This is a genomic window from Flexivirga sp. G2, assembly GCF_055397625.1.
Genome location: NZ_AP039676.1, coordinates 33,629 through 59,621, shown reverse-complemented (window position 1 = coordinate 59,621; position 25,993 = coordinate 33,629). Strand labels below are relative to the sequence as shown.

The window sequence follows — 25,993 nt, the reverse complement described above, 5'->3', positions numbered from 1 at the left end:
ATCACGAGGACCAGCAACGAGAATGACAGTCACCTGCACTCTGCCCAACGCACGAGAAATCGACCCTGCACGCGGCGACTTGTCCGAAGAGGAAGCACGAGCCGTCGGGGCATTCGAAGCCTGCGAAGAATGCGGCCGATCCGTGGCGAATCTCCTCAACGCTGGTGCCCGCCAATGGTCCTGGTGGGCACCAGATGACATCGAAGCCCATCTGATCTGCGAGGACTGTCTGCCATGCCGAAGCTGACCCGTTACTGGCACGGCGGCGCACCAGGTCTCCGCGTGGGGGATGTGATCCGCCCGAGCAGCACTATCGGAGTGCGCAGCGCAACGCAGCTCGCGGCCGAGTTCCCCGACTATGACTCCGACCGCGTGTATGTCACCAACGACAAGGCCCACGCCCGCGCGTATGCCGCGAACTGGCGGCACCCGCACCCCGCGAGCATCGAAGACATCGCAGCCAGGGGAGACCTCTACAACGTCACCCCAAAGGGAGACCGGAACGACGATCCGGACTACCCGACCGGGGTGTCCTGGGGGTGTGACAAGGCGATCATCGTCGCCGTCATCGAACGAAACGTCCAACCGACTCTCGCCACCCACCTCGCCGGGTGCAAATACACGACGTGGGTCGGTGGCGGGTCCATGTACGCGCGGGACGGGCACATGCTGCCCTCACCTGAAATGACGGCCATGGGCATCACCGCCGCCGACCTCATCCCACTCGGCAAAGGCCACCCATTCGGCCCCGACGTCACCGACTACTGCCTCCGCATCACCGAACACCGCAGCCAACATCAAGGAGACCGGTAATGACCACCATCAAGCAGGCGCCGACCTTCGACGCTCACCTGGTAGACGAGCACGGGTTCATCGTCGGGGACAGCGAGCTGTCCGCCGTGCTGCAATGCCTCGCCGACGACAACCTTGAAGCCGCCTGGGACATCATCGGTGCCGAACTCAGCGAACTCGTGATCGTGAAAACCGGCGCCCTGAACTACTCGACAGACCACGGCGGAAAGCAGATGCCTGCGAGCCACCAAGTCACCGACGTCCCGTTTGAACGCGACCTCGACTGCTGCGACGGCCCCGAAATCGTCGCGTTCTGGGACGCCGCGCAAGCCCTGTGCCACCCACGCCGAGTCGATCATGAGCGGTGATCGGCCCAGCTCGGGCAGCGCACTCCGTGGGGTAGCGAAGGATCAGTACGCGATGGATTCCGTTGAGGGAGAACACCATCCGACCGGGGAAGTGGCGACATTCACGGTCACCTGCTCACAGGCGCCATGGCGGGCAGACGACGTCATCACTGTCCTGGCCGCGTTCGCCGACAAGTACCCGCACTCGACGGTCGTGGAAATTGGTCAGGAACTCGTTCTGCGCGTCCCCCGATCAGACTTAGACGAGGCGTTCGCACGCCACCAGGACGAGGAGTTGTGATGCACGTCGAATCTGTCACTGTGACAGTCGCTTTCAGCAACGGCGACGAAGTGTCAATGACTCACGCGAAGCCGGAACCGGGCGGTGACAATCCAGCCTTCCTACGTGAGCAGGTCGAGTACGGCGGACTGTCCGTCCTCGACCGGATATACGCGAGTATCCGAGGCGCCTACGGAATCCAGGTTCTGCGGCCACTCCACCAACGCGCACAGCGATCCGACGCCAAGCCCGTGGCCGATGCGCCTGCATCCCAGCAGCTGCCCAAGACAAACACGGAGTGACCTTGCCGCTGAACCCGGCAGCAAAGTCACGGCATGATTGACATCGTCACCAGGCATGCCTGTCGGTAGGCCCCGCCAGGTGCCCTCGCACGGCGGGCAGGGGAGAGAGCAAACCCAGACCCGCTGACCAAACGGCCAACCGGTGGTGTCAGCCCCACAGGACACACTTGTTGGCGTGGACAATGGCATCGCGCAGGCCGCGTCACGTCCTTCCGGGCCGCAACGGCTGGTGAACGCGTCGTGGCCGTCGAACCCGCGGAAGGTTCCGACCCGACCCCGTATCCCTGTGATGGCGCACCTGGTGTGGGCCGACAGCCAAGAGTGGGTTCCTGGGCAGGCAACCAGATGGGTGGGCCGACACGTATTCGTCGCGGTATGGCACGAGAAAGTCAGACCCGTTCACGGGGTTTGGTTGGACGCCAGCGACGTCCGGCGGCGTTGACCTCGCCCCGGTGGTCTCACCCTTCCCATACGCTGGGTTGACCGTAAACACTCGTGATCCGAAGGGGAGTCCAGCATGACCGACCGCGAGACTGTGGCCGCTGGGCTTCGCCAGTGGGCGCGTGGCATGTACGCGACTGAGGCCGCGGTCGAACTACTTATCCGGGCGTACGACGGCCGGTTGTTGTCCGGCGCGTGGGTTCACCCCGAGGGCGACCGATGGTGGTTCGACGCCGACGCCACAGCTGACGCCGGTTATCTGTCCGGGGGAGAGCTGCGAGTGTTGGACATCGCGGCGTCCCTGGCCAGCACTGAGCAGGTCGTGTCCCTCTCGCATGTTCTGTCAGGGCTCGATCGGGCGACACTGAACCTGGTGCTGGCCGCCGTCGCGCACGCGGGCGGAAGCCACGAGCACCACGACACGCATTTCGACCTCGACGCCGGGACCTACACCGACCACGGGCCGCTGCCCAGCGCTCACCCCTGGCCGGGGGAGAAGTGATGGCCGAGACACCATCCGAATGGCAGCCCGACCCCAAACTGGTGCTACGCGCCCACCGGACGCAGGTGAAGATCGACTACGCCTGTTTGATCACCTTCGCCGTAATCGGCGTAGTCAGCCTCATCATGCTGATCGCCAACCCGACATGGGTGCTCGCCGGATGCGCCGTTCTGTCCTCATGCTGTGCGGTGCTCCTCGCGTTCAGCATGCACCGCAAGAAGACCTACCAGTGGACGCCGTCAGAGCGACCGCCCTGGTTGCCACCAAGGTGAGCAGGGCGGTCACCAGCATCGTGTGCCCAGTTATGGCATCGTCTGGCCCGGGACACTCGTGAACGGGCGCGCTTCCCAGTGACCGCCGCCCCCGGCATCGGCTTTGGCGATTGCTTCCTCTTCGTTGTCTGCTTCGATGACCATGGACGTGTACGTCACGATGTAATCCTGCACGATTGCGCTCCTCTCGATATGTTCCGACGCAATTGATGTTAGCGGCATGAACCCACAGTCATCATGCTTAGCCACAGTCCTTCATCCGACACCTTGGAGACGCAGAACTGGCATGTTCCGACGCGACCGTTGCTGGAAGCAGCGTGCTGACCTGTATGCGCTGCTACGTTGGGAAACATGGCATCTGAACGACGCTGCACCGACTCCAAAACGTCGGCCCCGCACGGGATCAGGCGTCCCGCTAAGATGATCCGCCAACGTGGTTACCAGGTCTGAGACCTGCCAGGCACCGAGCAACGCCCCTGTTGAGCGACCGCGTGGGACAGCGAGACTCGCGATATCGCCATCCTTGGACTGGCTCCGGCCAAGCGACCGAACCAGGGCTGTCCCGATGCGCACATAGCCAGCTTGCAGTGGTAAAGTGTGCGCATGGGTACCTGGGATGTTCTGGAACGACACTTCGGGGGCCTAAGCGCCGACGAAGTCGACGCCGAGTTGGCCACTGTGCCGCCGCGTGGGGCGACCCCGGCCGCCGCGTCAGCCGCCGCCTACCTGGCCGAGCACGGCGGGCCCGATCTTGATAGCGACGGTGGCGCACATGGCTCCCTGCACCGACGCCGCGCACTCACCGCTGCACACACTTTGTCCGACACACTCGCGTCCGCATTCACTCTCGACCAGGCAGCGGACCTCTTAGGCGTGTCGCGGTCCCGCCTGTCACACCGACTGACAGACCAGAGCCTCTGGGCGTTCACCGTGCGCGCCCGCCGCTACCTTCCCCGCTGGCAATTCACTGATGACCGAACAGTCCTTCCCGGACTGGCGCAGGTGGTACCCGCCATCCCAGCCGCCTTGCACCCGTTGGCCGTGGACGCATTCATGACTTCCACACACCCCGACTTCGACGGCCACACCCCAGTGGAATGGCTGAACAGTGGCGGTGATCCCGCCGCTGTCGCGGACTGGCTGACCGGCATGGCACACGAGTGAGTCAGCACCCGAAGCGCCCCCGCACCCCACCCCGGCCCGTCACCGTCGGCCCCGAGGACGTGCTGCCCTTCGCCGGGGCGCTGTGGCGAGTGCACCGCACTAGCGGCACCCACGTGCTCGGCTGGGACACGCTGCGTGGGTGGGGGCCCGCCGCGAACTGCCGATGGGACCCGCACCCCGAGCCCGCTGGCCACCACCCGGGGCACGGCGTCCTGTACGCGGCCATCGACCTGGCCACCGCCGTAGTCGAAACCTTTCAGGCCACCCGCCTGATCGACCCGAACACCGGCACCCCTCGGGCAACCTCCTGGACCCCGAATCGCCCCCTGCGGCTGCTCAACCTCACCGACGACTGGGCCTTACGCAACGGCGCATCCGCCGCACTCACCACAGCACCGCATTCGACATGCCGGGCCTGGGCCCGAGCCATCCGAGACGCATCACCTGACCTCGACGGCTTGTATAGCCCCAGCACGCTGACCGGCCGCGCCAACATCACACTCTGGGCACCCGCGTCTGCCACGTTCCCAGCCCTGCCAGACTTCTCGGAAGCCTTGGCCGACGACCTACTGTGGGACCGACTCGACAAAATCGCCCATCGATACCGCAATGCCGGATACCGGCTCATCTGATTGCCACGCCGCCGTCCGTTCGTCGGCTGGGATGACTAGCCCCACTCGACCAGCTCACCCGCGACACTGAAAAGCCCATCGGGTAACGAGTCGCTCCCAGGACAGCCCACCACTACAATCAGGCACGACGAATCCTTCGCTTACTAGGCGCATCAGGAGTCGTCCCGAGGGCGTGCCTGTTAGCGCAGGCGCGCCCTCACTCATCGTCAGCAGCGAGGTAATGTCGTCCTTGTCCTCTACTACGTCATTGGAGACTGGATCGGCAATACTACCAACGGTTTTCAGTCAGTTCAGTTCACCACTACACACGTCACGTCCGCTCCATAGAGGGTGAGGCATCGCATGCACGCTGATGCGGTCCGGCGAAAGCTACGCACCACGTGACTCACGTTGGCTGCCCTGACGCCAACGAGCGGGACGGGCGTGATCTGCCATAACTCACCGATCTGAATAGCGATCGCCGACATAACACACAGTGATGATTAACTACTCGCAGCAATTGGTCAGTCTTGGCTGCAACTCGAAGCGAAAAACTAGCCGTACCAAGAGCGATGACACTCCAAGTGTTCAATGCAACGATCAGACCCATGACAATGATGGTCGTTGACGACGACGAAATGCCGATCCTTCCAGATGGCTTTCCCGCGCGAGGCAGACGCGCTGGCGGGCCCATTGACATTCGCGTGGAACTGCGCGACGCCCCGTATCCGATATGGCGGCACTTCACGATCACCCAGTACGGGACGCTCACCGACCTCCACTACACGATCCAGTCGGCGATGGGTTGGCTCGACTATCACATGCACGAGTTCACCGTTGCCGGTGCGACATTCGCGCCCTCCACGGTGGAAACCGTGCACGTCCAACGACCGAAGCGCGTGCTGCGCACGGAGCGGTTGGAGTATGACGAAGACCTGGTCGAACTCAGTCGACACCTCACGCGAGGGCAACAGTTCGTCTACGAGTACGACTTCGGCGATCGGTGGGTTCACGACTGCACGGTGACCCGCGTGCATAGTGGCGGCATGCTGCTTGGCGGCCCTGTCCTCATTGATGGGGCGGGAGACTGCCCCGTGGAGGACTCAGGGGGCGTCGCTGGGTACGCCGCGAAACTGATGCAACTACAAGAACTCACCGCTCGACAGAAGGCAACCGGTCGCCCCTGGCGCGACGTCGCTATTCCGGGTCATGACGACGAACTGGTCAGGTGGTGGTACTCATGGGGTGAACCGACGCCATTCACGATAGCTGGCCAGCAGGAAGCGATGTACCGCCAATGGTCTGGCAGCGATGCCGAGGAAGACGATGACGCCGAGGAGAACTACCTCTATGTCGAAGAGGGTGAGGGCGGTCTGCCAACCGACCTGACAACGTTGAATGTGCCCGCCGTGTCTGACGAGTATCTAGATCGCGTCTAACCTCCACCAAGCGACCAGTATTGTGCTGCGCTGGTTGGCGGGTGGCGAACAGGTCAACGTGCTCGGCCAAAGCCGTGACCTTCCTTAGCTGCTAACCTCAGTCTTGTCGGATCACCCCACGAGGCGGAGCAAATTGTGAGTGAACAGAACAAGACTGGCCACGAAGGTGATCCCAACTACTGCACGGTCTGTGGCCACCCGTATCCGGTCAAATCATTGGCCGATGACTGTGCCAAACGAGACCGCGCCGCACTTCTGGCTGCTGCGGGCTGACGCTGATGACAGCGCTCCCCCCTACGGTCCTCACAACCGACGCTGTGTGCGCCGCGCTCACGCGGTTCCGGTACGCGTACCCCGACGAATCAGGACTCCAAGCTGCGCTCAGCGAGGCCCTGTCCGCGGCCGAGATTCCGGTCACACGGGAAGTGCAGCTCACTGCCCGTGACCGCATCGACATCCTCTGTGGGCGGATCGGTATCGAGGTAAAGACCGCTGGGACCGCGATCGCTGCCTATCGCCAGTGCCAGCGGTATGCGCACTCCGACGCGCTCGATGCGCTCGTCCTGCTCACGACACGGGTCGATCACGCCACCTTGCCGACGACTGTCGGTGGCAAACCGCTGCGGGTCGTCCTACTCAACGGAGCACTCTGATGGCCGTCACGTATGGCGAGTTGCGCTACTGCAAGCCCGAGCGGGGCCACCGGGTAGGAACGTGGGCGATTGATGCTCAGCCGCACCTGGTGATTCGGCTCAAACGGGTCTTCCCGAGGGTCCGCACCGGCGCTGACGGCACCTTGTTGATCGCAGACAACTTAGAGGTCGCCCGTGATCTTGATTGGGTCAACGGCCGTTGGCCGTTGGCCATGGACCGGGCCACAAAGCGTGCCCTCAACGCTCGGTGCCGTGCTCATCGGGCGAGTGAGCGGGCAGTTGCTGCGATCCTCAGCGGCGAACACGTTGACCACGGCACGGATTTCAAGGTCGCGGCCGAACCGACACGGCCCTATCAACAGCCGGTGCTCGACATGATCACGACGATGAAGCGGGTGCTCGTCACCGATGACCTGGGGCTTGGGAAAACGCATGAGTCCGCTTTGACCCTGCGGAACCCGGGAGCACTGCCTGCTTTGGTCGTCGCACCGACGCATTTGCCGATGCAGTGGCAAGCTCAGCTGAACACGATCTGGCCCGACCTGCGCGTCCATATCGCCAAGAAGGGCACCCCGTACGACTTCGCCAAGTACGGCGGCGCACCCGACGTGCTGATCATGAACTACGCGAAGCTCGCAGGCTGGCGACACGAGTTGGCCGGGCAGATTCGCACCCTCATCTTGGACGAAGCACAAGACCTTCGCCGCGGTCAGCACACCGACAAGGGCGCCGCCGCGGCGCACATCGCTGCGCAGGCTTTGTATGTCGTCGGAACCACCGCAACGCCCGTCATTAACTACGCGGGAGAGGTGCACTCAATCCTCGACATCATCTCCCCCGGCGCGCTCGGTACGCGGGACGAATTCTTACGCGAGTGGGGCGGGTCTTCCTGGGTCACATCATCGGGCGACCAGCAAGCGACGGTCGCCAATCCGCGTGCCTTGTCCATCCACCTGCGGGCGTCCGGTCTCATGATTGGCCGCACCCGTGACGAGGTCGGCCGAGAACTGCCATACGGCCAACCAGTGAAGGTGCCGCACGTGATCGACGCCGACACCTCCATCCTTCAAGAGCAATCCGGTGACGCCGTCGAGCTGGCGAAACTGATCCTGGCTCGGACCACCGACCAGACCACCAGGTGGCGCACATCCGGGGAACTGGACACACTGTTGCGGCAGGCAACGGGGATCGCCAAGGCACCCTTCGTCGCCGCGTTCGTCAAGGCACTCCTCGACACCGAGGAACGGGTTGTCCTGTGGGGTTGGCACCACGCCGTCTATGACTTGTGGCGGCAGGCGTTGACCGAGTTCAACCCGGCGTTCTACACCGGCCAAGAAAGCCCGGCCCAAAAACACGCTGCCCTCACCTCGTTCACGGCCGGTCAGTCTCGTGTCCTCATTATGTCGCTGCGCTCAGGCTCCGGGATCGACGGCCTCCAACACCATTGCAAAGTGGGCGTGTTCGGCGAGTTGGACTGGTCACCGAAGATGCACGACCAAGCTCTCGGGCGGCTCGCGCGCGACGGGCAAGAACACGAGGTCGTCGGGTACTACCTAATGGCTGACCATGGGGCAGACCCGAAGATCGCCGAGGTCTTAAACATCAAGCAACAGCAGGCCGCGCCGATCGAGAACCCGAATGTTGCCCCGTTAGCGGCACTTCCGGATGCTGGCACCCGGATGCGTGACCTGGCGGTCGACCTGCTGCGACAGAACGGCATCGACCCGGCTGAGTTCACCTCAGCCCTCGCTTCCTGACCGCCATACCCTGTCCAATGTGCCAGAGGACTCTTCTCCCGATCAGAACAGGACGCAGTCATGAGTAGCAAACCGTTCTCCCGTGGTCTTTCTGATGCGGTCCCTCCGGGATGGTGGTGCTTCCGAACGGCTTCCTCGTCTTTGTCGGATGCCGAGTTACGTGACAGTACAACCCGACTGGTCCGCCAAATCGCGGGTCGCGCCAGCAACCCCGGATGGAAGCCGCGTCCGATCGTGTCTGTCCTGAATGACCGGGATACACGAGAACTTCGGAAACAGTTGAAGGTACTAGAGCGGCGCCGTGCTCTGCGCGCTGCGCTATCTCGTCGGTGACCGACGTGCCTATCCGCACGTCGAACGGAGGTAGGTCAACCAAGAAGCTCGGTTCCTGCTCGCGATTGATGATGCTGCCTGCCACTCGGTCGGCAGGCTCATTGCCCAAACTCCAAGCGGACGCCGAACGGCTCGCGCAGAGTCTGGGGCCGCCCCTGACACAATTGCGCTATGACCAGCCCCTCACCGGACGACGCCCTACGGATCGAACACGGCCAGCCGTATCCCGAGGATCAGTGGTCTCACAAGCCGGGGTCGATGTGGGTCCCGGAGGTGGGGGTTTTGTTCGGCGCCCAACCCGGGCTTCGGGAGTCCGAAATCGAGGCGTGGGGTGCACGCACGAGAGTCTTCTTCACCACCCATAAGTCGCAGATCGTGGCATCGGTGCAGTACCTCAACAGTGTGCAGGTCGAGTTCCCTGGTACCCGCGCGGTCGGCAGCGAAATGCCTGACTGGGTGGCGGATGACACCAACGGTCACCTGTTCCTGAGGATCGTGTACGTCGACTCCATCACTGGAATTGTGGTGCGCCTCAGTGCATTCACGGTCTCGCCTCACGCCACGAAGGTGTTGCGAGCTGACGCGTTGACTCGGTGGGCGGAGCCTGTCACTCCGCAGCAGGCAACAGAGGACTACATCTCCTACCAAGCGCGCTACCCCACGGAAAAGGCTGTCCGTGCCGCGGCGATGGTCTCCTGCCGCCCCGGCGACTGAGGACCGCTCAGCGCAGCTGGAACCCCTCACCTTTCAGAGCCCGGATTGTGCCGCCAATCGCTTCGTCTGCAATCCGCTTGTGGCCCTTCCAGTCGTTCCCTTGCTTCCACTCCCCTGGGTCCGGCATTGGCAGGTATCGCAGCACCGCACCGGATGCTCCGCTGCGGAGGACAAGTGGGTTCGTGTCCCCGGGTTTCCCCCATCCGGGCGGGCACTGGGCGGCAAACGGCCCGATCTGCATGTTCTTCTCCGGGCGGGAGAACTGGTCAGCCGAGGGGTCGACCAGGGCTTCACCTGCGACGGCGACCATGTGCCCGTCCCAGCCTTTCGGGTCGTTGTGTAGCCCGAATTGGCCGGTGCCCTCCACACCGACGCTCCACGCATCTGCCGGGTATTGGTCCTCGTGCAGCTCGGCGTCGATTGCTTGGACCATCGCGTGGTTGAGATAGATGACGGTGACCGGGACCGGGCGTGCGAATACCCCGAAATACCTTGCCGCTGCGATAAATACGCGCGTACTCATCAGGCATGACCGTTCGTGGTGTGTGCGTAGCACTGCGTCACGGACGGTGTCAGCGATGTGTGTGAGCCCGTCAAGATCAGTCACCACGGCACCTCCTATTTGTCTGCCGGAGTGAAGAACAGCGTGCGTGTTTCGAGCATATGCAGCACCTGCCGGACCGGTAGCCAGGTCTCGCCGGGCGTGCCAGAGACGTGGAGGTACTGGTCGCGCAGGTCGGGTGCGTCGTGCTGGGTTGCCCCGTCGAACGGGCCGACCCTGCGGGCGATGCCGGTCCGGATCACGTCCGCATCGGGGTCGCTGAGCCACTTCATCTTGGAAGTGTGCTCGGCGGCGTCGAGGATCGCATGCAGGTGACGTACTTCGACGGCGGTGATCGGCGCGAACGTGTCTGAGCTGTTGTTGGGCATGGGTGTCTCCTCGCGGGAATGGTGGATGTTCCGACGGGAGACAACGGTACCGGTGTACGGCGACAGTGCCGAGGTCATTTGCGGTGCCCGGTTTTGGCAAGCCAGGAGACGGGGTTCTGAGTGCCGGGTGGGTATACGACGAGCTTCTTCAAAGCTTCTTCGACGGCCTGATCTTCGCTATCAAGCGGACCAAGGTCGCTGCCGGTGACGACGTCCACCCATCGCCCGTGCCGTGACACGAAGCATTTGGAAGCGTAAACGCGCTTCGGGTCGGTGGTGTCACGCGCCCACTTCTCGCCCCATAGGTGTGCAACTGGCAGCCCGTATCGGAAACCGACGATGCGTGCAGGACCGGCTGGGAGTTTCGAGCGCCAGACACCGCGCGTGGCGGCGATGACCGCGTCGTCGTTGAATGTCCACCCGGAGGCCACCCCGTAGCCGTCCCGGTGGAACGGGACTGGGGTTGGCGGCGGTTCCGGGGTCCACGCGCCGAGTGTCAGGGTGAGGGTCTCAGCGGCTGCCGTGGGCAAGGTGAGGTCACGCCACGCGGTTGCAGACCCGGTCCGCCAGGCGTCAAGGGTGGCTCGCGCGCGTTTGCTGACGGCGGGCTCACGGCTCGCTAGGTCTACTACGACTGCTGTAACCGCCGCCCGGGAGACGTTGCATTCGTCCGCCAGCTGCCGGAGGTTGAATTCGGTTCCCGGGTCAAGCGGGGCGCGGGCTGATCGGGTGTGGCCTCTCGCCATGGCAAACCTCACTAGTAGTAGTGGTCGTCCCACCACTCTAGCTATCCGTATCGGCGGTCGCAACTGCTCGCACCACCACTACGCCTACCGAAGTGTTGGTGACCGCTAGAAACAACCCAGCCCGATTCGTCCATCTCCAATACCGCCTGCGCCGACAAAACCCCACTCCCACGACTCACCCTTGCGCCGTATCGTTGTTCGTGTCGGAACATCCCACGCGCCCGAGACGGAGACAACACTTATGTCGAACCAGACCGCCGCCGCGACCACCGCTGCCCTCAGGGCTGAGAGCGACTTCACCAGCGTCCCCGAGGGTGCCGTGCTCGTGTGCAACCCCGACGAGAGCGCATCCGAATACCGCGAGGTGTATGTCAGAACCGTCTTCGGCTACGTCGCTCTATACGGCAACTCACTCGACTGCTCTCAGATGGCACAGACCGTCGCCCTGGGCGACAGCTACGTCCTCGTCTGGGCACCGTGACGCACCCGAGCGATACATTCGGAACAACGCAAAGGAGGGGCCCATGACCGGCACAGCACCCGGTTCAACAGGTGACGGTGGCAGGTGGTTCTACCCGCTTACTTACTTACGCGATCTGCGACGCACGCTCGAAGAGGGTGGCGTGACCATGGAAGTCAACGACCACCCGGGGACGCTCGGTAAGCAATACGGCCACGCCAGCCACTCAACGCCACAGCGAAACACATTGCGCAACAACGAAAGGACGAAGTGATGGTCGGTCGCGGAGTAGGCGGTGGCGCCCTGCCAGGAGAACCGCAGCAGACAACTCAGAGCGTGGTAACCCACTTGGTCCTGCTAGTACCAGGCGTAGGGCCAGTGGTCGTGCAACAGCTGGACAGCACGACCCAGCCCCACGAAAACATCGTCCTACACCTAGAGCGCAAGGACGTCGTGATGTTCTCACGCGCCGCTGGTGGCAGGCTCGTCCTGCTGAACCCCGACACGCTCTCGACGGCTTATCACGGGGCAGGGGTTTTGACCGTCATTGATGACGACGGCACGAGTTTCGTGTTCCCGGCTGGGTCTTGGCCAGGCATTCGATTTAGCGTCGCCGAGGCGCGATCAGCACAGCTTCCCGAAGACGATCAGGGGTAGTCACCGTCCCGATCAAGGACTTCATGCCCACGGTAGGGCCGGGAGTTACTCCTTAGCGGGACTCCGTGGCTGCTTCTGCAAGACACCTACCACGTGGCTTCATGGTAGGTCTCTTGACTGTGTTCCGACGCGCGTGTCGGTAGCGCTTGCCACGACCGTCAGCACCCTGCTAACGTCAGCAGGGTGCTGACACGCCGGGAGTGCCTATGAACCACCACAGCGACGCCGAATGGGTCACTGTACTCACACACCGTGACCCCGGCGAAATTGTCGACGCAGCAGAACGATTCGAACGAGTAGGTGTCTCCCCCGGCACCGTCGCGAAGGTGCTGACAGACCTGGGAGACCACCTCATCGGCTGCTTCCCCAACGAATGGCCACCCGAGTACGGCGGCCTCGACGGTGTCGCGCTTTTGTCCGCCGAAGTCGAGGCTTATGCCGCCTACGCAGCCAATCGAGCCTCACGAGCGCGCAGCAACATCTTCAACCGCCTCATCCGCGACAGCGACGATTCACTCGCGGACATCGCTAACCGACTTGGCATCAGCAAACAGACCCTGCACCGGGCCGCAAAGCGACCAGGTGCGATCACCGATTTCGCCCGCCGCCTCACCGGGAGCCCTCTGTCATGACCAGCGTCACCAGCCACCCTGTCCACCCGATCAATACCCGCGCCGGTCGACGCCTCTACCTCACAGGTCGGGCCGTCGCCATGCTCCCCGACGTCCTGTTGTTCTCGCTCCTCGGGCTCGCCTTCCACGTCCCAGACCCAGCCGGGATGGTCTGGCTGTGCCTGGGGTTCCTGGCCGTAGTGTTCGGCGCAACCTACGTCAGCCGTCACCTGTATCGACGCTCCACCTGGTACGTGCCCTACCGCGACCGTGGTACCGCACCTGCTCCCCTCTCGGTCGACGTCAGTGAGCGCGCGCTTCGCAGCTCACTGCGGGTCGGCGCGGTGTTCGTCGCGCTCCACGTTGGCCACACCGATCCGGCGTGGGGTGCAGCAGGCGCCGGGGTGTTCATCACCGTTAGCGCGTGGACCGCGGCGTCCGGTCTCCTCAACCGCTGGTGGTGGTGGCGTGCCACCACGGGCCGGTCGCGTGCCCTGTTGATGCAGGGCATCGTCCTCGCTACTGATGCGATTACTGTCGCCTTGGCATGGCAACCTGCGACGGCGCGCCCGGCCGCTGCCCAGGTCGGTGTCGTCCTCATGGCGGGCGTTCTGTGCGCGATCCTGACAGTGAAGCTCTGCGCGCAAGTCTTCGGCGCCAACATGGGCAGTGGCAGCCGCTTCCCGTGGCCGCGACCCGCGGACGGCGACCACCCCCAAGTCTCGTTCATCCTGGACTACAGGCTCGCGCCCGAAGCTGCTCACGTCGAGCCCAATTTCGCCGATCTGAGCACCGCTGACCGGGTCGACGCCGTCGCCATGGCGCGCGAGATGCGGGAGCACCGTGACGATCAAGGGCTCTGGCGTGATTCGCTGCGTCAGGCCGGGCTCGGTATGTGCATTGGCCTCGGTGCCTGGGCAGCCGCCTTGGCGATGACGTTGCTCGTGTTCAGGCCGCAGTCGGGCACCGAGTGGACCGTGGTGTTCTTTGGCTCGTGGATCACACTGATGGCGCTTCTGACGGTGATGGTCGGTCTAGCTCGTCGTTACCGCAGCCGTTGACCTCCGAGTCAGAGGTCCGGGTCAGATCGCGGCGGCGGCGTCGTAGACAGTGCTCTGAGACGTGATCTGCGGTGACTGGTGCGGTTCGCCCGGACGCTGGCAGACCCAACAGGGCTGTCCGGGCCCGACCCAGTAGACATCACAGTGGGTGCAGTAGACGCTGACGAGCATCGGGTCAGGCTCCTTCAACCGTGCGTTGTTCCGTCGCTACTGACGTTACCTGCGCAAATGGGTCACTGCTGGGCAGCCACCGGGTCTCTCACGGAGTCAGTGGAAGAGTGTCCCTAGCAGCTGCGCGAGCCGGTTTGGGCGGGCATACCCGTGATGCTGGGCTAGGCGTTCACCAATCCTGCGGTGCGATCGCAGCCAGTCATACCGTGGGTCGGTCAGCGGTCCGTACCGTCCTTCGTATTCCTCTATCCCGGTTGGTGCGTCGAGCAGGTTCCAGCCGACGATCCATGGGATCGCGGAGTCGTTGTGTCGGTAGGTGAAGTCGGCGGTCGGTTCTCCGACGACACGTCTTCCTTCCACGTTGCTGATGAGCCCATCTGCCTCGATCAAGTGCAGGGCGACGTGTTGGGCCTCGTTCCACCTGGCGCGTTCAAACGAGTAGTCGTACCGATAGGGGCCTATCCGGTACTTTCCGTCGTCGCTCAGGATGTGCGGTCGGTCGCCGAGCCGTGTGGTGACTTCTTCGACCATCGAGACCTTCGCAGGCATGTACGGCAGTCCGGCCATGGCTGCCCCGGCGCTGCGATGGTTGCCGTTGATCGTGACGTACAGCGCGGTCCCATATGGGTGCGATATCGCTTGCAACCACAGGTTGCTGCCAAGCATCATCAGGGTGTCTGGGTTGCCGCGCATGTCTTCGTAGGTGATGGTGGCCAGTTCGTCCGGTGAGTGGTGGTAGGGGAACCAATCAGGTTCGCCGGGTGGGGCAGTGCGTTTCGGTTCAAGCACCACATCGTCGGGCCGGACCCAGCAGTCGATGTAGTCAGTGGATTCCCACTCCACCGACAGCAGCTCCGGGCGGGCGCGTTCACGTATGACGTCGAGCCGTGCGCGGAGTGTCCCTTGGTTGGGAAAGCTGCTGCTGCACAACGATTCCAGGCACTGCCGCCGTGCCTTCTTGTCCTGGGGTGACCCATCCCGGATCACCAATGAGGGCAGGCGCGGTTCCTGCGCTTGTGCTTCGTCCGGGTTCACGGGTGGTCGGCGAAATCGTCGCGGGTGAGCGCGGGGTCACGCCACTCGATCACGTGCTCACGGCACCAGTCGCACTCTCCGCCGTTTTCCCATCGAAAGGGGTCTTCTTGGTGCAGTCTCGACCGCAGGGGGCGCGAGTAATCGCTGGTCATGCCGCGCAGGAATCGTGCATCGGGCAGGACTGTGGCTGCGTGCCGGTAGATGGTGGCGCCGATGCCCATTCCGGCCCAGTCACGCCAACCGGGACAGCGAGCCCCAGGCGTCTCCGTACGGTCAGGGTCGATGTTCTCGATCTTGTAGGGCTTGGAGTACGCCCCGTAGAACGGCCTGGGGGTGCTCTCATTGAACGTTGCTCGCAGGCCGGATGCTTTGTGTTGCACCAGCATCAGGTCGCCCCCGTCGTGGGTCTCTCCCCGCGCGACGAGCATCGTGCGGTCGAGCGCCACGTCGCGAATACCGCTGAGGTAGGCACGGATCGCGCCTTCAACGAATCCCGGGTCGCTGACCCGATGGTGCAGCTCGGGGACCTGTTCCACTGCGAATTTCACCGTGTATCCGCTGCCCATCATGTGGAGCCCGGACGGTGTCACCTGTGGTGGCCGCTCGGCACATATCTCCTCGACAGCGCAACGGGTTTCGGTCTCGGCGACCCTTCGGGCGTACTCGACCGGGTTGTCCAAGATCCTGTAGTCGCGTTTCTGTCGCCCATCAACGCCGGTTGTGAGGTACACGTCGATGACGTGGCGGGACGCGATCTGGTCCCATTCGTCCGAGCCGACTTCCGCGCCCAGTTCGCTGCACCGTTGCTCGGCTCGGCGTAGGTCCTTCTGCCGCAGGTTCCATTCGGACCGGCCTGCCTGCCACACCTTTGGTTTTGGTCTGTTTGCGGCCGACGCGGCTATCGACACGTCCTCGTACGCACCCAGGAGGGATACCAGGTCTGGGTTCATACCGTGACCTCTCGGGACTCCACCACGTCGCCGCGGTCATTGTGCAGTGTCATCCGGTAGCGCCCTTCGAGACCTTCGAGGCGCCACTGCATCCAGTCTTCGGGCGTCGCAACCGGATCGGACATGATCGGCTGCCAGCTCTGGCTACGGTCGTTGAACACACTAAGTTCGGCGTACATCCCCGCGCGGTCTCCTCGTCCCTCGTATGGGCGGCAGCCGTGCGCAGTCACTGCATGTCACCGGAGCCGCGTTGCACCCATTTTACCATGGCACTACGTTCCTGAACTGACGGAACATGTTGCAGCACAATGCAATTCGTGGTGACTGGTTGCCCTACGCCTGGGGCGTCGCACGCTCGGCCGCAGCCAGCCAGACAGGCCGGATGGCGCGACCACGCAGGTGCCCAATGTGGAACCCTCCGCAGCAGCAGGGGTAAGCGTTCATCGACTGATCATTGCGGTGGTGGTCTGCAACGAACTGCCACGCATCCTCGATGGTGGGGAAGAACTTCTTGAACGGGAAGTCGCATCGCCCTGCATTGGCGAGGGCTTCTCGGTCGGCGCGACGACGGCGCTGAGCAGTTGTCCGATGGCTGTGGCAGCAATAGCTGGGCGGGTCACCTCCGGAGATGACCCGCCATAGGAAGGGGTCTCCGCAGTGCTCGCAGGTGAGTGTCTGCGTCGGCTGCACCGGCATCTGGTGGGGGCCCGTCGTCATCGCTACCCTGCCGGGTGGCCATTCGCGCGGGCGAGGAGTAGATCGGCGTGGCAGGGCTGACCCACGGGGCACCAACACGCCAGGTCATGACCCTGCAAATCAGGCAAGCCATCGAGTAGGTGCCGTGCCGCAGCGACGGACTCCGCAACAGTCCCGAATCCTCCGGACGTGTTGCGCCAGAACATGTCCGGGTTCGCCAACCAGGCAGTGAAGTCCTCCACGGCATGCTCGCGGCTCATGGTTGCCCAACCAGGGATGAACGTTGGGGCGAACGGGTTGCCGTAGATCGAGGGGCGGCCCACGTAGACGGCGCCATCGGGCATGCGCCATCCTTTGGTGCGTCGTCGTTGGATGCGCTGCGGGTACTGAACGGTTGTCGATGTCATGAGCGTGAGTCTCCTTCCCGCCACTGACACACCTAACACATAGTGTTGGTGCTATCGGTACAACCGACGATAGCGACACGACTGGGTCACACACGGTGGCCGAAGGATTGGAAGGGAGCCGCGTCATGGAAGCGACCACGGGCGACAGTTGCTCACAGTGCGACCAGTGTGGGACTCGCACGCATGAGTTGGCCGAGACGGAGTTCGGCTGGCTTTGTTCGCCGTGCAGTTTTCGCCAGAACGAGCATGATGAGCAGCACCGGGATATTTCTCTGCACTGCTGACCGCGCCCGGCGGCAGCGGAGTACAAACGGGTCTTGCCGTGACCTATGCCGCCGTTATTGTTGGGGTGGTCGGAACATGTGCCAACCAGTAAGGACCACCAACCATGGGCATGAGTCAGAGCGTGATCGACGGACTCAACACCATCCTGCTCCCGTTCTCCGCGGTCGTCGTCGCCCTAGGCGCCGCTCGCCTTATATTCAGCGGCGGGAGAGTGGGCAAGGGGATGATTGCCGCTGGCGTCGGCTTCCTCATCCTTACAGGGTTCGGACGGGCGATCGCCATACTCGCAGCTTCGACACCAGCAACGAAGCGCAGCGCCAAGCCGTCGCCGACAGGGTCCCCTTCCTCGGAGTCCCATACACACCGCGTCCAGCACGCTCCTGGCAATGCCCCTGACGTGCCATGGGCTTGGTTGTTGTTCATCGGTGCGGTCCTCGTGATTCTCGCAATCGCAGTCATCTTGGTCGTGCTGGCCCGCCACCGTCTGCTCACTGCGCAGGCCACTGCCTCTGAACGAGCAAAGCTCAACCGCAGGTGGACTACTGCCGTGGCCGCGCTGGACGCCACCACCTCGCAGTGGCTCGTCTACGACAAAGATGTGAACGCCATCCTGGCGGCACCGGCTATGAAAGACCCCGGATGCGCCACGACTGCCGCGTGCATCACCGCGATGGGCGCCGCAGACAATCTTCGGAATATGCGGCCACGTAAGGGCACTCCCCTAACCGAAGCTCACTCCGCAGTAAAGGAGTTCGAGACCGCGGTGGCCGAGTTCTCCCGCACGTTCACCGTCGCCAAGGCGTTCGCCAAAGGCGCAGCGCTCCGCAACATGGACAAACAGGAGCGCGACCTCCTGACGCAGGCTCAAGACGCCTTGCAATATGCCCTTCACGGTGCCACCGAAGGCGAACGAAACAACGCCTACCGACATGTGAAGCGCCTGATGGACAGGCTCGGCATCGACATGCCATCACCCGCCCGCGACGCGTTGGAAGCACGTGTACGGCAGCAGATCACCGCGGGACCGGCTCTGACCCTCGTGAAGGACGCGTGAAGGATGATCCCCGGTATCACCACCGCCGAGACCATCCTTGTCGGCCTCCCCGGGCAGGATGACCGCATGGGACGCGAACGGTATATCGACCAGCGCATCCGGCGCCTCGCTGACGACGCCACCCACAGTCTCGCCGACACGATTACCGCCTACGACCAGGCGCGCATGAGCTGCTCCGCCGGTCGACCCGCGCTCCTCACCCAGGCAGCTACCCAGGCCGGGGCCGCACGTGAAGTCATCACCGCCGCGCAGACCATCGCCACCGCGCTGGCCCGGCACCCAGACCGAGATGTCGCAGACGCGGCATCCGCTCGGGCACGGGAGTTGGCCGACAGCGCCCAGCTCGCTGCCCAAATCAGCGCCGCCACCAACCCCAGGAAGTGGTCCCTGTGACTGCTCAACACGCGCGTCGGATACGCACGGGACCAGTCGTGCCGATCCCCGACTCGACTTATCCCAAACACATGGCGCGCATCACGGTCTGGAAGACCAACGGCATCAACCGGCATCTGCCCGTGCAGTACACGGTCACGGATGCCAAACCACCAGCATTCCGGATTGACGATGCCTCTGGAATCACGGCCCGCGCCCTCCTCCTGATCATCACGGTAGGCACGTTCGTCGGATGGGTCGCCGGGATGGGCAACTACCTCCTCGGCATCTGCGTGACCGCGCTGGCTGGCGCTGCCTGGTTCCAGGTTAGAGAGCAGCACACCATCACCGTTGCCGACAGAGCAGTCATCGAAGACGTGCTCGAAGCAGCCGACAACGTCGCCCACTCACTTGCCCGTGCTACGGCCCCGACCTTCGCCAGCGCAGTTCGTGCGCAGGACAATGCCGACGCTTTCGTGGACGCACTCAACCGGCGCGACCTCGACGCGCTCACCCGAAACGCCCTCTCTCCCATCCAGCGGGCGCTCTCGCAAGACCCACGTGCTGCTCGCGCACACAGCCTGGCCGTTGGTGCGGAGACACCCCGGGCGGAACCCAGTCCCTTCGATACCGCGGGAGCTGCCCTCGCAGCTCACGACCGCCGCGACGACTCGACCACCGTCGCCCAGGTCGGGAAGCGACTCAAAGCCCTCCCGGTCCGAGACCAGACGACTATGTCCGAGGCAGCCGCTGCCATCACATCCATGTACGCCGAACTGGACACGCTTCCCGGGCGCATCGCCAACGAGCCCAACAGCGACGGGCAAACGCCCCGGGCGGTCGTAAACACCTCGATCGACGCCGTCATGGTCGTGCTGCGCACGGCAGCCGACGCGTCATACCAGCCACACACGGACGCGATCCGCGCGTGGCGCAGCTACGTGCGCCGGTGGGAGCCTGACGAAAGCCCGCTCAACCTTGACAGGCACGATCCCACGGACGGTGACCAGTCATGACAGAGAACGCCGAGCGAAGCGGGGCAAAGGACTACCCCGGGGCTGGACCGCTGCCGATCACTCAGTCCATGGACCAATTGAACGACGCGCTTGGCGACGACAGCTCCCTCCGTTCCTCCTCGGCCCACCGAGTGTGGCTCCGTCCCCCGGTCCTGTTTGGGAAATCATCCCAAGGTCAGGCAGTGGTCGCCCTGTCCTCGGACCGGCACGTGATCACCTGTACCTATCCCGATGGGCAGAAGGCGACTTTCCGTTCACCCCAGGGAGTTTCGTTCACCGACGAGCAGGTCGCGCGCGTCGCGCAGTACGCGCCGTCAACTCGCCTGCCCGGCCAGGTTGACCGTGCTCGGCGACATCTGGTGCTCGGGCATGAAGTGTTCGTACAGGTCAACACCGGACCTCCGACGTGGTGGGTTCCACGAGCAGCGGTCAAACGTGGTGACAACGGTGGTGGCATCAGCTTGATGATCGGTTGGTACCGAGCGCTGATTGCGGTGACCGTGCAGACCGTGGCGCCGGAAGAACACCACAAGCCGCCGCAATGAGCACGAGCAAACCAGCTCGCTTTCTTGTCCCGATCATGGGGAGATTCCTACCTGCCCAACGTCTCACCAAGCGCCTAGTCTGGTCCTTGTCGGAACATGCACGCAGGCGTATCGGAGGAACGTTGTGGAACAACGAGGGAAGGCCCAGCAGCTCCGCGACTTCGTCATCGAGGTCGCGACCCATCTACCCGGCTGGGATGCCTACCCGGATGACACTGGGTGGGGGCAGAGCGCGGTGCTGCTGCTGAACACGGACTACCCGGAGCAAATTCGGGTAGTCGACGGCGACCGCAGGTACCCAGTTGCACCGTTGGAACGGGTCGAGTTCCGGTGGGGGTCTCGCACCGCGGGCATGACCATCGAACAGGGAGCGGCGAAGGTCGCGGCGCAGCTGCATCGGCGCATCATCCGCAACGTCCCGCAGTGGGCGGCAGACGATGCTCTCGCCGAGTCACGGCACCAGTCCCGCATGGATCGTTGCTCACGGACCCTGCACGACCTGATCGTGGGCCTCCGCGACAGTTCCGTTACTGCTGTCGACAATCGCTTGTGTGAAGGCCGTGCCCGAGGAAGGGTCCCCGCTGACGGCAGCGCCCACCGGTATGAGGCGTACTTCGAGGCCGATGTGACGGTCGGCACCTGGGCTGACCCAGAAACGGTTCCTGCCGCGGATTACGACGCAGACACCGTTGTGACGCTCACACTGCGCCACTTGACCGTTGAACAAGCGCAACGGGTGAGAGCTGCCCTGACCGGGCAGCCTCCGATGCCCGACAGTGAGGCCGAACCTGCCCGCACCGCAACGGATCACACCATGGAAGGAGCGCGGTCATGAGCGACGGCCCATACCGTGACGGAGCAGTGCACGTCCTCTCCGAACAGTGCTCAGACTGCATTTATAGACCCGGCAACAAAATGGCCCTACAGCCCGGCCGGGTGAAGCAAATGGCAGACGACTCAGTCGCTGATGGCGGGGCGATCACCTGTCACCAGACGCTTCCCTACGGGTACTACGGCGATGCTGAGCCCGCCGTGTGCCGGGGCTTCTTTGACGCACGTGGGCGTGAGGTGCAGGCACTGCAAGTGGCTGAACGGCTCGGCATGGTCGAGTTCGATGACCCGCCCTCGGCGCCCACCAGCGACCACTGACAACGAACACCAGGGTCCATCCAGGTCCGGGGCGTTCCGTCCCGGTTGGACTCCCTGCGTCAACGTAGACAACCGTAGATAGCGCTCCTTATCTACGGACGTCTACAGGGCCTACTGTGGAGTAACCGGGGTTGTTGGACCCCACATGAGCAGGTAAACCTGAACATGTCGGAACAAACCACCGCGCGCTAAGCGGTGCACCCAACATCAGGAGGGCAACCATGCAACCTGCGAACACCGGCCCGGACGCTCCACCGGACGAGGTCGTCAACGTCGATGACGTAGACACCCTCGTCGCCCTGCTGAATGACCCGCACCGGGACGACCCGGTCGTGCTTATCTCCCAGCGTTCCTCCGGCCGGTCAGTGCTCTCCCCCAATGCCATTCGTCGGGTAGCCGGTGACCGGGCGATCGTGCGAGTCCTCACCGACAGCAGCACATCATGGGCACTCAACGAGGCATCCGAAGGCGTGTACGCAACATACGGTGGCGCCGTCCGCGTCTGCGCCCGCGGAGACTGGTCAGACGCGATCATCGTGGTCAAACCCGGGGACGACCCCCAAGGGGCGTTACACCGCATCTCTCGCGCCGTCGACAGCGCTTTGAACACCCTCTCGAAACCGTCCCGGGCGCCCGCCCGGGAAGAAGCGCGTGAAGCACGCAATGCCTTGCAGGCGTTACGCCCCCGGCTACCGTCATCCGCGATCCCAACCCCGGCGCAGTTACACCCACCGCAGCGCCCCACCGCCAGCGAGCCGGAACCGACAACCCGCGACAACGCCCCCGCGGATACCGCCTCGGACGCCACCATCACGGAATCGACACACACACCGCATGCCACCGAAGTGCCGTCGCCGCCAGCTTCCGACGACGCTCCGAACGACCGGCCAGCAACCCACCCGGCACCAGTCACCGCCGCCGACGTCGCACGGCTTACGCGTGACATCGCCACCCTCACCCAAGAAGTACGAGCCTTGCGCACCGACATATCGACCGTAGTGACGGCAGTGACCGAACCGACCACACCAGATGAGGTCTTGGCCGACCAAATCGACGCACTCAGCAACAAGATCACAGACGTCGCCGCAACGAACGACCGTCGCCACTCCGCGCTCAGCTCCCGCCTCAACGACGTATCCCTCTACGTGACCGAGCTGACGGATGACCCGTCGACCGCGCCCGTCTTCGCCGACGCAGCTGAGCAATTCCGCTACGACGTACAAGAAGCGTGGCTCCGGCACCTGCCCGAAGGGGACCGGAACGAGCATCCACTGCGGTCCTACACCCTCGGATCAGACTTCTTAGACAGTGCCACCGACCCGAAGTTCCAGCTCGCGTCGCACGCCCAGGTAGTCGAAGCCGTCGTGGACGTTCTGACCCGGCGCGCCTATCAGCTGCCCGCTCGGGCAGCTCACCCGAAACTCACCTCCGAAGGTGGCAAGCCACTGGTCCGCGCCGATAGCGCCACCGGATACCGGTGCACCATTGCGGCCAAAGCCGGTGGGCCACGCCTGCTCTGGTGGGAGCTGACCGACGGTTCCGTCGAACTGTGCCGGGTCGCGCATCACGACGACATGCAGATGCGCTGACCCGGCAACCCTGTTACTCGTTACCGTGCTCCGCCGGTGCCTGCGCTAGGGAGTGGTCCGGGTGGAGCCCAGCCAGGTCCATGTGCACCAGCCGTCCCTCACCAGACGTCGTGGACCGTGCCAGCACCTGACCGGCAAACGTGGAACGGTCACCGTTACCCCGCAGGCTGACCCAGGGCTGCTGTCCTGCGGCTTCGCGGGACGGCAGGAACTCGACCTGCGCCGCGAGATTGCCTCGCAGCGCCACGGGGAGGGTTGTCGCGGACTGCGTAGTGACGGCCAGATGCACTCCGGCACTCCGCCCGAGGCACCCGATCCGAACCAGTGCTTCTGTAGCCTCGACCCTTGCCTTGCTGTCCGGGGACAGCATCCGCTCGGGGTTGGTCCCGGTCATGGCGATCCCGGCCGGGGTGTGGAAGAACGGGGCGTCGTCTTCGCTCCGGTCGGCACCTGTGGCGATCAGCCGGAACAGGTCGTCCACGCACACGAGGACGGGCGGAAGGTCCGCTGCCCCACGAACGGTTCCTCGACCGACTGGGGCGTGGGTTACGCGGTGGCTGAGCCCCTTCGCGATCGCGCCCAGCGTGAACGCTGCCTGTTGGTAGCTGCACTCCCCCTGGATGAACACGACACCGCCGCCCTGCTCGATGAACTGGTGTGCCAGCTCTTCCAGCAGAACCGTCTTCCCGGTCCCGACCATGCCGGAGATGAGAATGTGCGCTTCCCGGGCGGGGTCGATGGTGACCGCGTCTTCGCTGCTCTGCGCGTCGCCGGTGTTGAGCTGCTCTGGTTTCCCTACGGGATCGCTCGTCGGGGCCGCTGCGGTGCTGCCGATCCTCAGCTGGATCGGGGCAGCTGCATAGCCTCCCATTGGCTGCACCGCGATGGGCGTGCGCTCGGACCGGAACTCCTCGGGCGAGCCCGTGTGCGACAGGAACAGTGGTTCGCCTGCTGCCACTACCCACTGGCCGTTCTCGGTCTGAGGGTTGAGCGAGGTGAGTACCCGGTCCTGGTGCGCCGACAGCAGCGCCAGCGGTACAGGCGACCAGGGCAGAAGACTCTTCCCGCGGCGTGGCGGCCCTACTACCAGAGCGCCCAGTTTCTCGGCGTCGAGAGTTGTTGTCTCCTGGTTGCGGACGACACGCAGGGCTTCGGTGTAGTTGCACCCGTTCTCTTTGGCGTAGGCCCGCGCGTTCTGCTGAACGCTGCGGGACACGTTGGGGTTGTTGCTCGTCATGATGGGACTCCCGTTTCCTGGTGGTCTTGGCGCTGCCCTTCCCGCACCAGGAGTTCGCCAGATCAGCAGTGGTTGTCCTGCCCGGGATGCCCTGTCGAGCTTGTCGTCGTCACAGTGACCAATTCATGCGTGCCGTGCGGGGGCGTAGTCACCGTTCGGAGTAGCGAAGTCCCGAAGTTCTCCGCGTCACCGCTGATATTACCTGCGCTGTCGGATCAACGGCAAGGACCCCGCACTGTCACCGTAAACGGGTAGTTTCGCAGGGGTCGGAACAACCGAACACGTCGAAAGGGCTACGCCATGGCTGACACCCGCACCCGTAGGTACCACGTTTCGCTCACCCGGAATGTGCACTGGGCAACTACCATCACCGCGCACACCACTGATGAAGCAGTCGACCTCGCACGCGGACTCGCCCCTGACGAGAGCGCCGCCACTCCGGGCTACGTACTCGGTCCTTGGAATGCAACCGCCCAGGTGATGGCACTCTCGGACGGACCTGTGCCGTGGGCTATCCGGCTCGGACTCGCCCAAGGTCACCTCGTCCCACGTCCGCACGAGCTGGGACGTTACGACGTCACCGACTCCGAGCCTGCAAACACCACCTTCGGATGCCCCGCAGACGATGACTGCATCCTGAACGCAGACCACTGGGGGCCGTGCAACGCCGATCGCATCACGGACCTCGCCGGGGGCGAGTCTCGACCAGCCCGAGTGAACCACGGGGTGCTCTTCTCCCTGTGCACCGATCAGGGAACCGCCATGTCTGAGACGACTCTGTGTTGGCAGCACACGGGCACGGGGCTATCTGACTCGATCAACGCTGCACTGTTGTCAGGCGACGCCGACCCTAGATGTGATTGGCAGGACACCACCCAGAACCCCGAGGTCGAATGCACCACCTGCGGGTTGCGCGGGACATTGTGACGCCACGTCACAATGACTGACGCTCATCCCCTTTCTCACGAGAGGGGATGAGCACCTTGGCGAAGTGGGTAGTGGGTGAGCTAGTTCCCTGCTGCCAGGAACCGGTCAACCACGTCACGCGGCGGCTTACCGTACGGAGACACCTTGATGCCCTTGGACCGCGCCCACGCCCGCACGGCCTGCGGGTCCGGTGCCGTGCTCGGCACGGTGCGACGCCGACGCCTCCCGGTGACCTTGCTGGCGGCACGCACATACTTGTCCATGACCTTGTCGAATTCGGCCAGCTCCTCATCGGTGAGGTCAATCGTGTATTCCCGCGACCGGTAGGTGAATCGAACATCTTGCCCAGACTCTCCGACCTCCCCATCTGACAGATCGCTCACGCAAGTGATGAGCACCCGTTGACTCATGTGCGGCTCCTTCGGTCCATGGCCCTGTACCCGCGACCGTAGCCAATCGGCTCAGTGGAATGGCGGATGCGCGCGCGG

The 25,993-nt window shown here is 63.9% G+C and carries 32 protein-coding genes; 23 read left to right on the top strand and 9 right to left on the bottom strand.

The window, feature by feature from the left end:
- Nucleotides 1-234 precede the first annotated feature (234 nt).
- From ACZ50J_RS22040 to ACZ50J_RS22020, 5 genes are all read left to right on the top strand, one after another.
- Nucleotides 235-813: a hypothetical protein gene (locus ACZ50J_RS22040; protein WP_464301551.1), complete on the top strand. Its 579-nt coding sequence runs from the start codon at nucleotides 235-237 to the stop codon at nucleotides 811-813.
- Nucleotides 813-1,160 (top strand): hypothetical protein, encoded by a 348-nt coding sequence (locus tag ACZ50J_RS22035; protein WP_464301550.1) that lies wholly within the window; start codon nucleotides 813-815, stop codon nucleotides 1,158-1,160. The genes ACZ50J_RS22040 and ACZ50J_RS22035 overlap by 1 nt, the downstream gene beginning before the upstream one ends.
- A 52-nt stretch (nucleotides 1,161-1,212) precedes the next feature.
- Nucleotides 1,213-1,440: a hypothetical protein gene (locus tag ACZ50J_RS22030; RefSeq protein ID WP_464301549.1), complete on the top strand. Its 228-nt coding sequence runs from the start codon at nucleotides 1,213-1,215 to the stop codon at nucleotides 1,438-1,440.
- Nucleotides 1,441-2,238: 798 nt separating this feature from the next.
- Entirely contained in the window at nucleotides 2,239-2,664 is a 426-nt protein-coding gene (locus ACZ50J_RS22025; RefSeq protein WP_464301548.1) for a hypothetical protein, read from the top strand.
- A complete protein-coding gene (locus ACZ50J_RS22020; protein ID WP_464301547.1) occupies nucleotides 2,664-2,936 on the top strand; it encodes a hypothetical protein in 273 nt (90 codons plus the stop codon). Before ACZ50J_RS22025 ends, ACZ50J_RS22020 begins: the two co-directional genes overlap by 1 nt.
- 30 nt (nucleotides 2,937-2,966) lie before the next feature.
- On the opposite strand, the gene ACZ50J_RS22015 is transcribed toward ACZ50J_RS22020, so the two are convergent.
- Nucleotides 2,967-3,110, bottom strand: a complete 144-nt coding sequence (locus ACZ50J_RS22015; RefSeq protein WP_464301546.1) for a hypothetical protein — start codon at nucleotides 3,108-3,110, stop codon at nucleotides 2,967-2,969.
- 429 nt (nucleotides 3,111-3,539) lie between these two features.
- On the opposite strand from ACZ50J_RS22015, the gene ACZ50J_RS22010 reads away from it, so the two are divergent.
- From ACZ50J_RS22010 to ACZ50J_RS21985, 6 genes are all read left to right on the top strand, one after another.
- Nucleotides 3,540-4,100, top strand: a complete 561-nt coding sequence (locus tag ACZ50J_RS22010) for a hypothetical protein (RefSeq protein ID WP_464301545.1) — start codon at nucleotides 3,540-3,542, stop codon at nucleotides 4,098-4,100.
- Entirely contained in the window at nucleotides 4,097-4,732 is a 636-nt protein-coding gene (locus ACZ50J_RS22005; protein ID WP_464301544.1) for an RES family NAD+ phosphorylase, read from the top strand. The genes ACZ50J_RS22010 and ACZ50J_RS22005 overlap by 4 nt, the downstream gene beginning before the upstream one ends.
- 587 nt (nucleotides 4,733-5,319) lie before the next feature.
- Nucleotides 5,320-6,150 carry a plasmid pRiA4b ORF-3 family protein gene (locus tag ACZ50J_RS22000; protein WP_464301543.1) on the top strand — a complete coding sequence of 277 codons (831 nt, stop codon included), beginning with the start codon at nucleotides 5,320-5,322 and terminating at the stop codon, nucleotides 6,148-6,150.
- Between the two features lie 278 nt (nucleotides 6,151-6,428).
- Nucleotides 6,429-6,803, top strand: a complete 375-nt coding sequence (locus ACZ50J_RS21995; RefSeq protein WP_464301542.1) for a hypothetical protein — start codon at nucleotides 6,429-6,431, stop codon at nucleotides 6,801-6,803.
- Nucleotides 6,803-8,560 (top strand): SNF2-related protein, encoded by a 1,758-nt coding sequence (locus ACZ50J_RS21990; protein WP_464301541.1) that lies wholly within the window; start codon nucleotides 6,803-6,805, stop codon nucleotides 8,558-8,560. The genes ACZ50J_RS21995 and ACZ50J_RS21990 overlap by 1 nt, the downstream gene beginning before the upstream one ends.
- 504 nt (nucleotides 8,561-9,064) lie before the next feature.
- Nucleotides 9,065-9,607, top strand: a complete 543-nt coding sequence (locus tag ACZ50J_RS21985) for a hypothetical protein (RefSeq protein ID WP_464301540.1) — start codon at nucleotides 9,065-9,067, stop codon at nucleotides 9,605-9,607.
- A gap of 7 nt (nucleotides 9,608-9,614) precedes the next feature.
- On the opposite strand, the gene ACZ50J_RS21980 is transcribed toward ACZ50J_RS21985, so the two are convergent.
- Together ACZ50J_RS21980 and ACZ50J_RS21975 are read right to left on the bottom strand one after the other, a co-directional pair.
- A complete protein-coding gene (locus ACZ50J_RS21980) occupies nucleotides 9,615-10,130 on the bottom strand; it encodes a hypothetical protein (RefSeq protein ID WP_464301539.1) in 516 nt (171 codons plus the stop codon).
- 95 nt (nucleotides 10,131-10,225) lie between these two features.
- Complete coding sequence (locus ACZ50J_RS21975; protein WP_464301538.1) at nucleotides 10,226-10,537, bottom strand: hypothetical protein; 312 nt, start codon at nucleotides 10,535-10,537, stop codon at nucleotides 10,226-10,228.
- 987 nt (nucleotides 10,538-11,524) lie between these two features.
- On the opposite strand from ACZ50J_RS21975, the gene ACZ50J_RS21970 reads away from it, so the two are divergent.
- The 5 genes from ACZ50J_RS21970 (at nucleotide 11,525) to ACZ50J_RS21950 (ending at nucleotide 14,072) form a co-directional block, all read left to right on the top strand.
- On the top strand, nucleotides 11,525-11,764 hold the full coding sequence (locus ACZ50J_RS21970; protein ID WP_464301537.1) for a hypothetical protein: 240 nt from the start codon (nucleotides 11,525-11,527) through the stop codon (nucleotides 11,762-11,764).
- A 43-nt stretch (nucleotides 11,765-11,807) separates the two neighbouring features.
- Nucleotides 11,808-12,017 carry a hypothetical protein gene (locus ACZ50J_RS21965; protein ID WP_464301536.1) on the top strand — a complete coding sequence of 70 codons (210 nt, stop codon included), beginning with the start codon at nucleotides 11,808-11,810 and terminating at the stop codon, nucleotides 12,015-12,017.
- Between the two features lie 110 nt (nucleotides 12,018-12,127).
- Nucleotides 12,128-12,400 (top strand): hypothetical protein, encoded by a 273-nt coding sequence (locus tag ACZ50J_RS21960; protein WP_464301535.1) that lies wholly within the window; start codon nucleotides 12,128-12,130, stop codon nucleotides 12,398-12,400.
- Between the two features lie 326 nt (nucleotides 12,401-12,726).
- On the top strand, nucleotides 12,727-13,032 hold the full coding sequence (locus ACZ50J_RS21955) for a MarR family transcriptional regulator (RefSeq protein WP_464301534.1): 306 nt from the start codon (nucleotides 12,727-12,729) through the stop codon (nucleotides 13,030-13,032).
- Nucleotides 13,029-14,072 (top strand): hypothetical protein, encoded by a 1,044-nt coding sequence (locus ACZ50J_RS21950; RefSeq protein WP_464301533.1) that lies wholly within the window; start codon nucleotides 13,029-13,031, stop codon nucleotides 14,070-14,072. Before ACZ50J_RS21955 ends, ACZ50J_RS21950 begins: the two co-directional genes overlap by 4 nt.
- 267 nt (nucleotides 14,073-14,339) lie before the next feature.
- Here the strand turns inward: ACZ50J_RS21950 and ACZ50J_RS21945 are convergent, their stop codons facing one another.
- The 4 genes from ACZ50J_RS21945 to ACZ50J_RS21930 all read right to left on the bottom strand — a co-directional run bounded on the left by ACZ50J_RS21945 (nucleotide 14,340) and on the right by ACZ50J_RS21930 (nucleotide 17,331).
- Nucleotides 14,340-15,278 carry a hypothetical protein gene (locus ACZ50J_RS21945; RefSeq protein ID WP_464301532.1) on the bottom strand — a complete coding sequence of 313 codons (939 nt, stop codon included), beginning with the start codon at nucleotides 15,276-15,278 and terminating at the stop codon, nucleotides 14,340-14,342.
- Nucleotides 15,275-16,228 carry a hypothetical protein gene (locus ACZ50J_RS21940; protein WP_464301531.1) on the bottom strand — a complete coding sequence of 318 codons (954 nt, stop codon included), beginning with the start codon at nucleotides 16,226-16,228 and terminating at the stop codon, nucleotides 15,275-15,277. Before ACZ50J_RS21940 ends, ACZ50J_RS21945 begins: the two co-directional genes overlap by 4 nt.
- Nucleotides 16,225-16,407, bottom strand: coding sequence for a hypothetical protein (locus ACZ50J_RS21935; protein ID WP_464301530.1), 183 nt, complete (start codon nucleotides 16,405-16,407; stop codon nucleotides 16,225-16,227). The genes ACZ50J_RS21940 and ACZ50J_RS21935 overlap by 4 nt, the downstream gene beginning before the upstream one ends.
- 540 nt (nucleotides 16,408-16,947) lie before the next feature.
- Entirely contained in the window at nucleotides 16,948-17,331 is a 384-nt protein-coding gene (locus ACZ50J_RS21930) for a DUF4326 domain-containing protein (protein WP_464301529.1), read from the bottom strand.
- A 388-nt stretch (nucleotides 17,332-17,719) separates the two neighbouring features.
- Here ACZ50J_RS21930 and ACZ50J_RS21925 point away from each other — a divergent pair, with 388 nt between their 5' ends.
- The 7 genes from ACZ50J_RS21925 to ACZ50J_RS21895 all read left to right on the top strand — a co-directional run bounded on the left by ACZ50J_RS21925 (nucleotide 17,720) and on the right by ACZ50J_RS21895 (nucleotide 23,341).
- A complete protein-coding gene (locus tag ACZ50J_RS21925) occupies nucleotides 17,720-18,670 on the top strand; it encodes a hypothetical protein (RefSeq protein ID WP_464301528.1) in 951 nt (316 codons plus the stop codon).
- A 3-nt stretch (nucleotides 18,671-18,673) separates the two neighbouring features.
- Nucleotides 18,674-19,063, top strand: a complete 390-nt coding sequence (locus ACZ50J_RS21920) for a hypothetical protein (RefSeq protein WP_464301527.1) — start codon at nucleotides 18,674-18,676, stop codon at nucleotides 19,061-19,063.
- A gap of 71 nt (nucleotides 19,064-19,134) precedes the next feature.
- Complete coding sequence (locus ACZ50J_RS21915) at nucleotides 19,135-20,058, top strand: hypothetical protein (protein ID WP_464301526.1); 924 nt, start codon at nucleotides 19,135-19,137, stop codon at nucleotides 20,056-20,058.
- Nucleotides 20,055-20,603: a hypothetical protein gene (locus ACZ50J_RS21910; RefSeq protein WP_464301525.1), complete on the top strand. Its 549-nt coding sequence runs from the start codon at nucleotides 20,055-20,057 to the stop codon at nucleotides 20,601-20,603. Before ACZ50J_RS21915 ends, ACZ50J_RS21910 begins: the two co-directional genes overlap by 4 nt.
- Nucleotides 20,604-20,727: 124 nt before the next feature.
- The gene (locus tag ACZ50J_RS21905; RefSeq protein ID WP_464301524.1) at nucleotides 20,728-21,438 is read left to right on the top strand and encodes a hypothetical protein; all 711 of its coding nucleotides are present in this window, start codon (nucleotides 20,728-20,730) and stop codon (nucleotides 21,436-21,438) included.
- 110 nt (nucleotides 21,439-21,548) lie between these two features.
- A complete protein-coding gene (locus tag ACZ50J_RS21900; RefSeq protein WP_464301523.1) occupies nucleotides 21,549-21,752 on the top strand; it encodes a hypothetical protein in 204 nt (67 codons plus the stop codon).
- Nucleotides 21,753-22,789: 1,037 nt separating this feature from the next.
- On the top strand, nucleotides 22,790-23,341 hold the full coding sequence (locus ACZ50J_RS21895) for a hypothetical protein (RefSeq protein WP_464301522.1): 552 nt from the start codon (nucleotides 22,790-22,792) through the stop codon (nucleotides 23,339-23,341).
- A 13-nt stretch (nucleotides 23,342-23,354) separates the two neighbouring features.
- On the opposite strand, the gene ACZ50J_RS21890 is transcribed toward ACZ50J_RS21895, so the two are convergent.
- Nucleotides 23,355-24,578: an ATP-binding protein gene (locus tag ACZ50J_RS21890; protein WP_464301521.1), complete on the bottom strand. Its 1,224-nt coding sequence runs from the start codon at nucleotides 24,576-24,578 to the stop codon at nucleotides 23,355-23,357.
- 1,007 nt (nucleotides 24,579-25,585) lie between these two features.
- The gene (locus tag ACZ50J_RS21885; RefSeq protein WP_464301520.1) at nucleotides 25,586-25,915 is read right to left on the bottom strand and encodes a histone-like nucleoid-structuring protein Lsr2; all 330 of its coding nucleotides are present in this window, start codon (nucleotides 25,913-25,915) and stop codon (nucleotides 25,586-25,588) included.
- Between the last annotated feature and the right edge of the window lie 78 nt (nucleotides 25,916-25,993).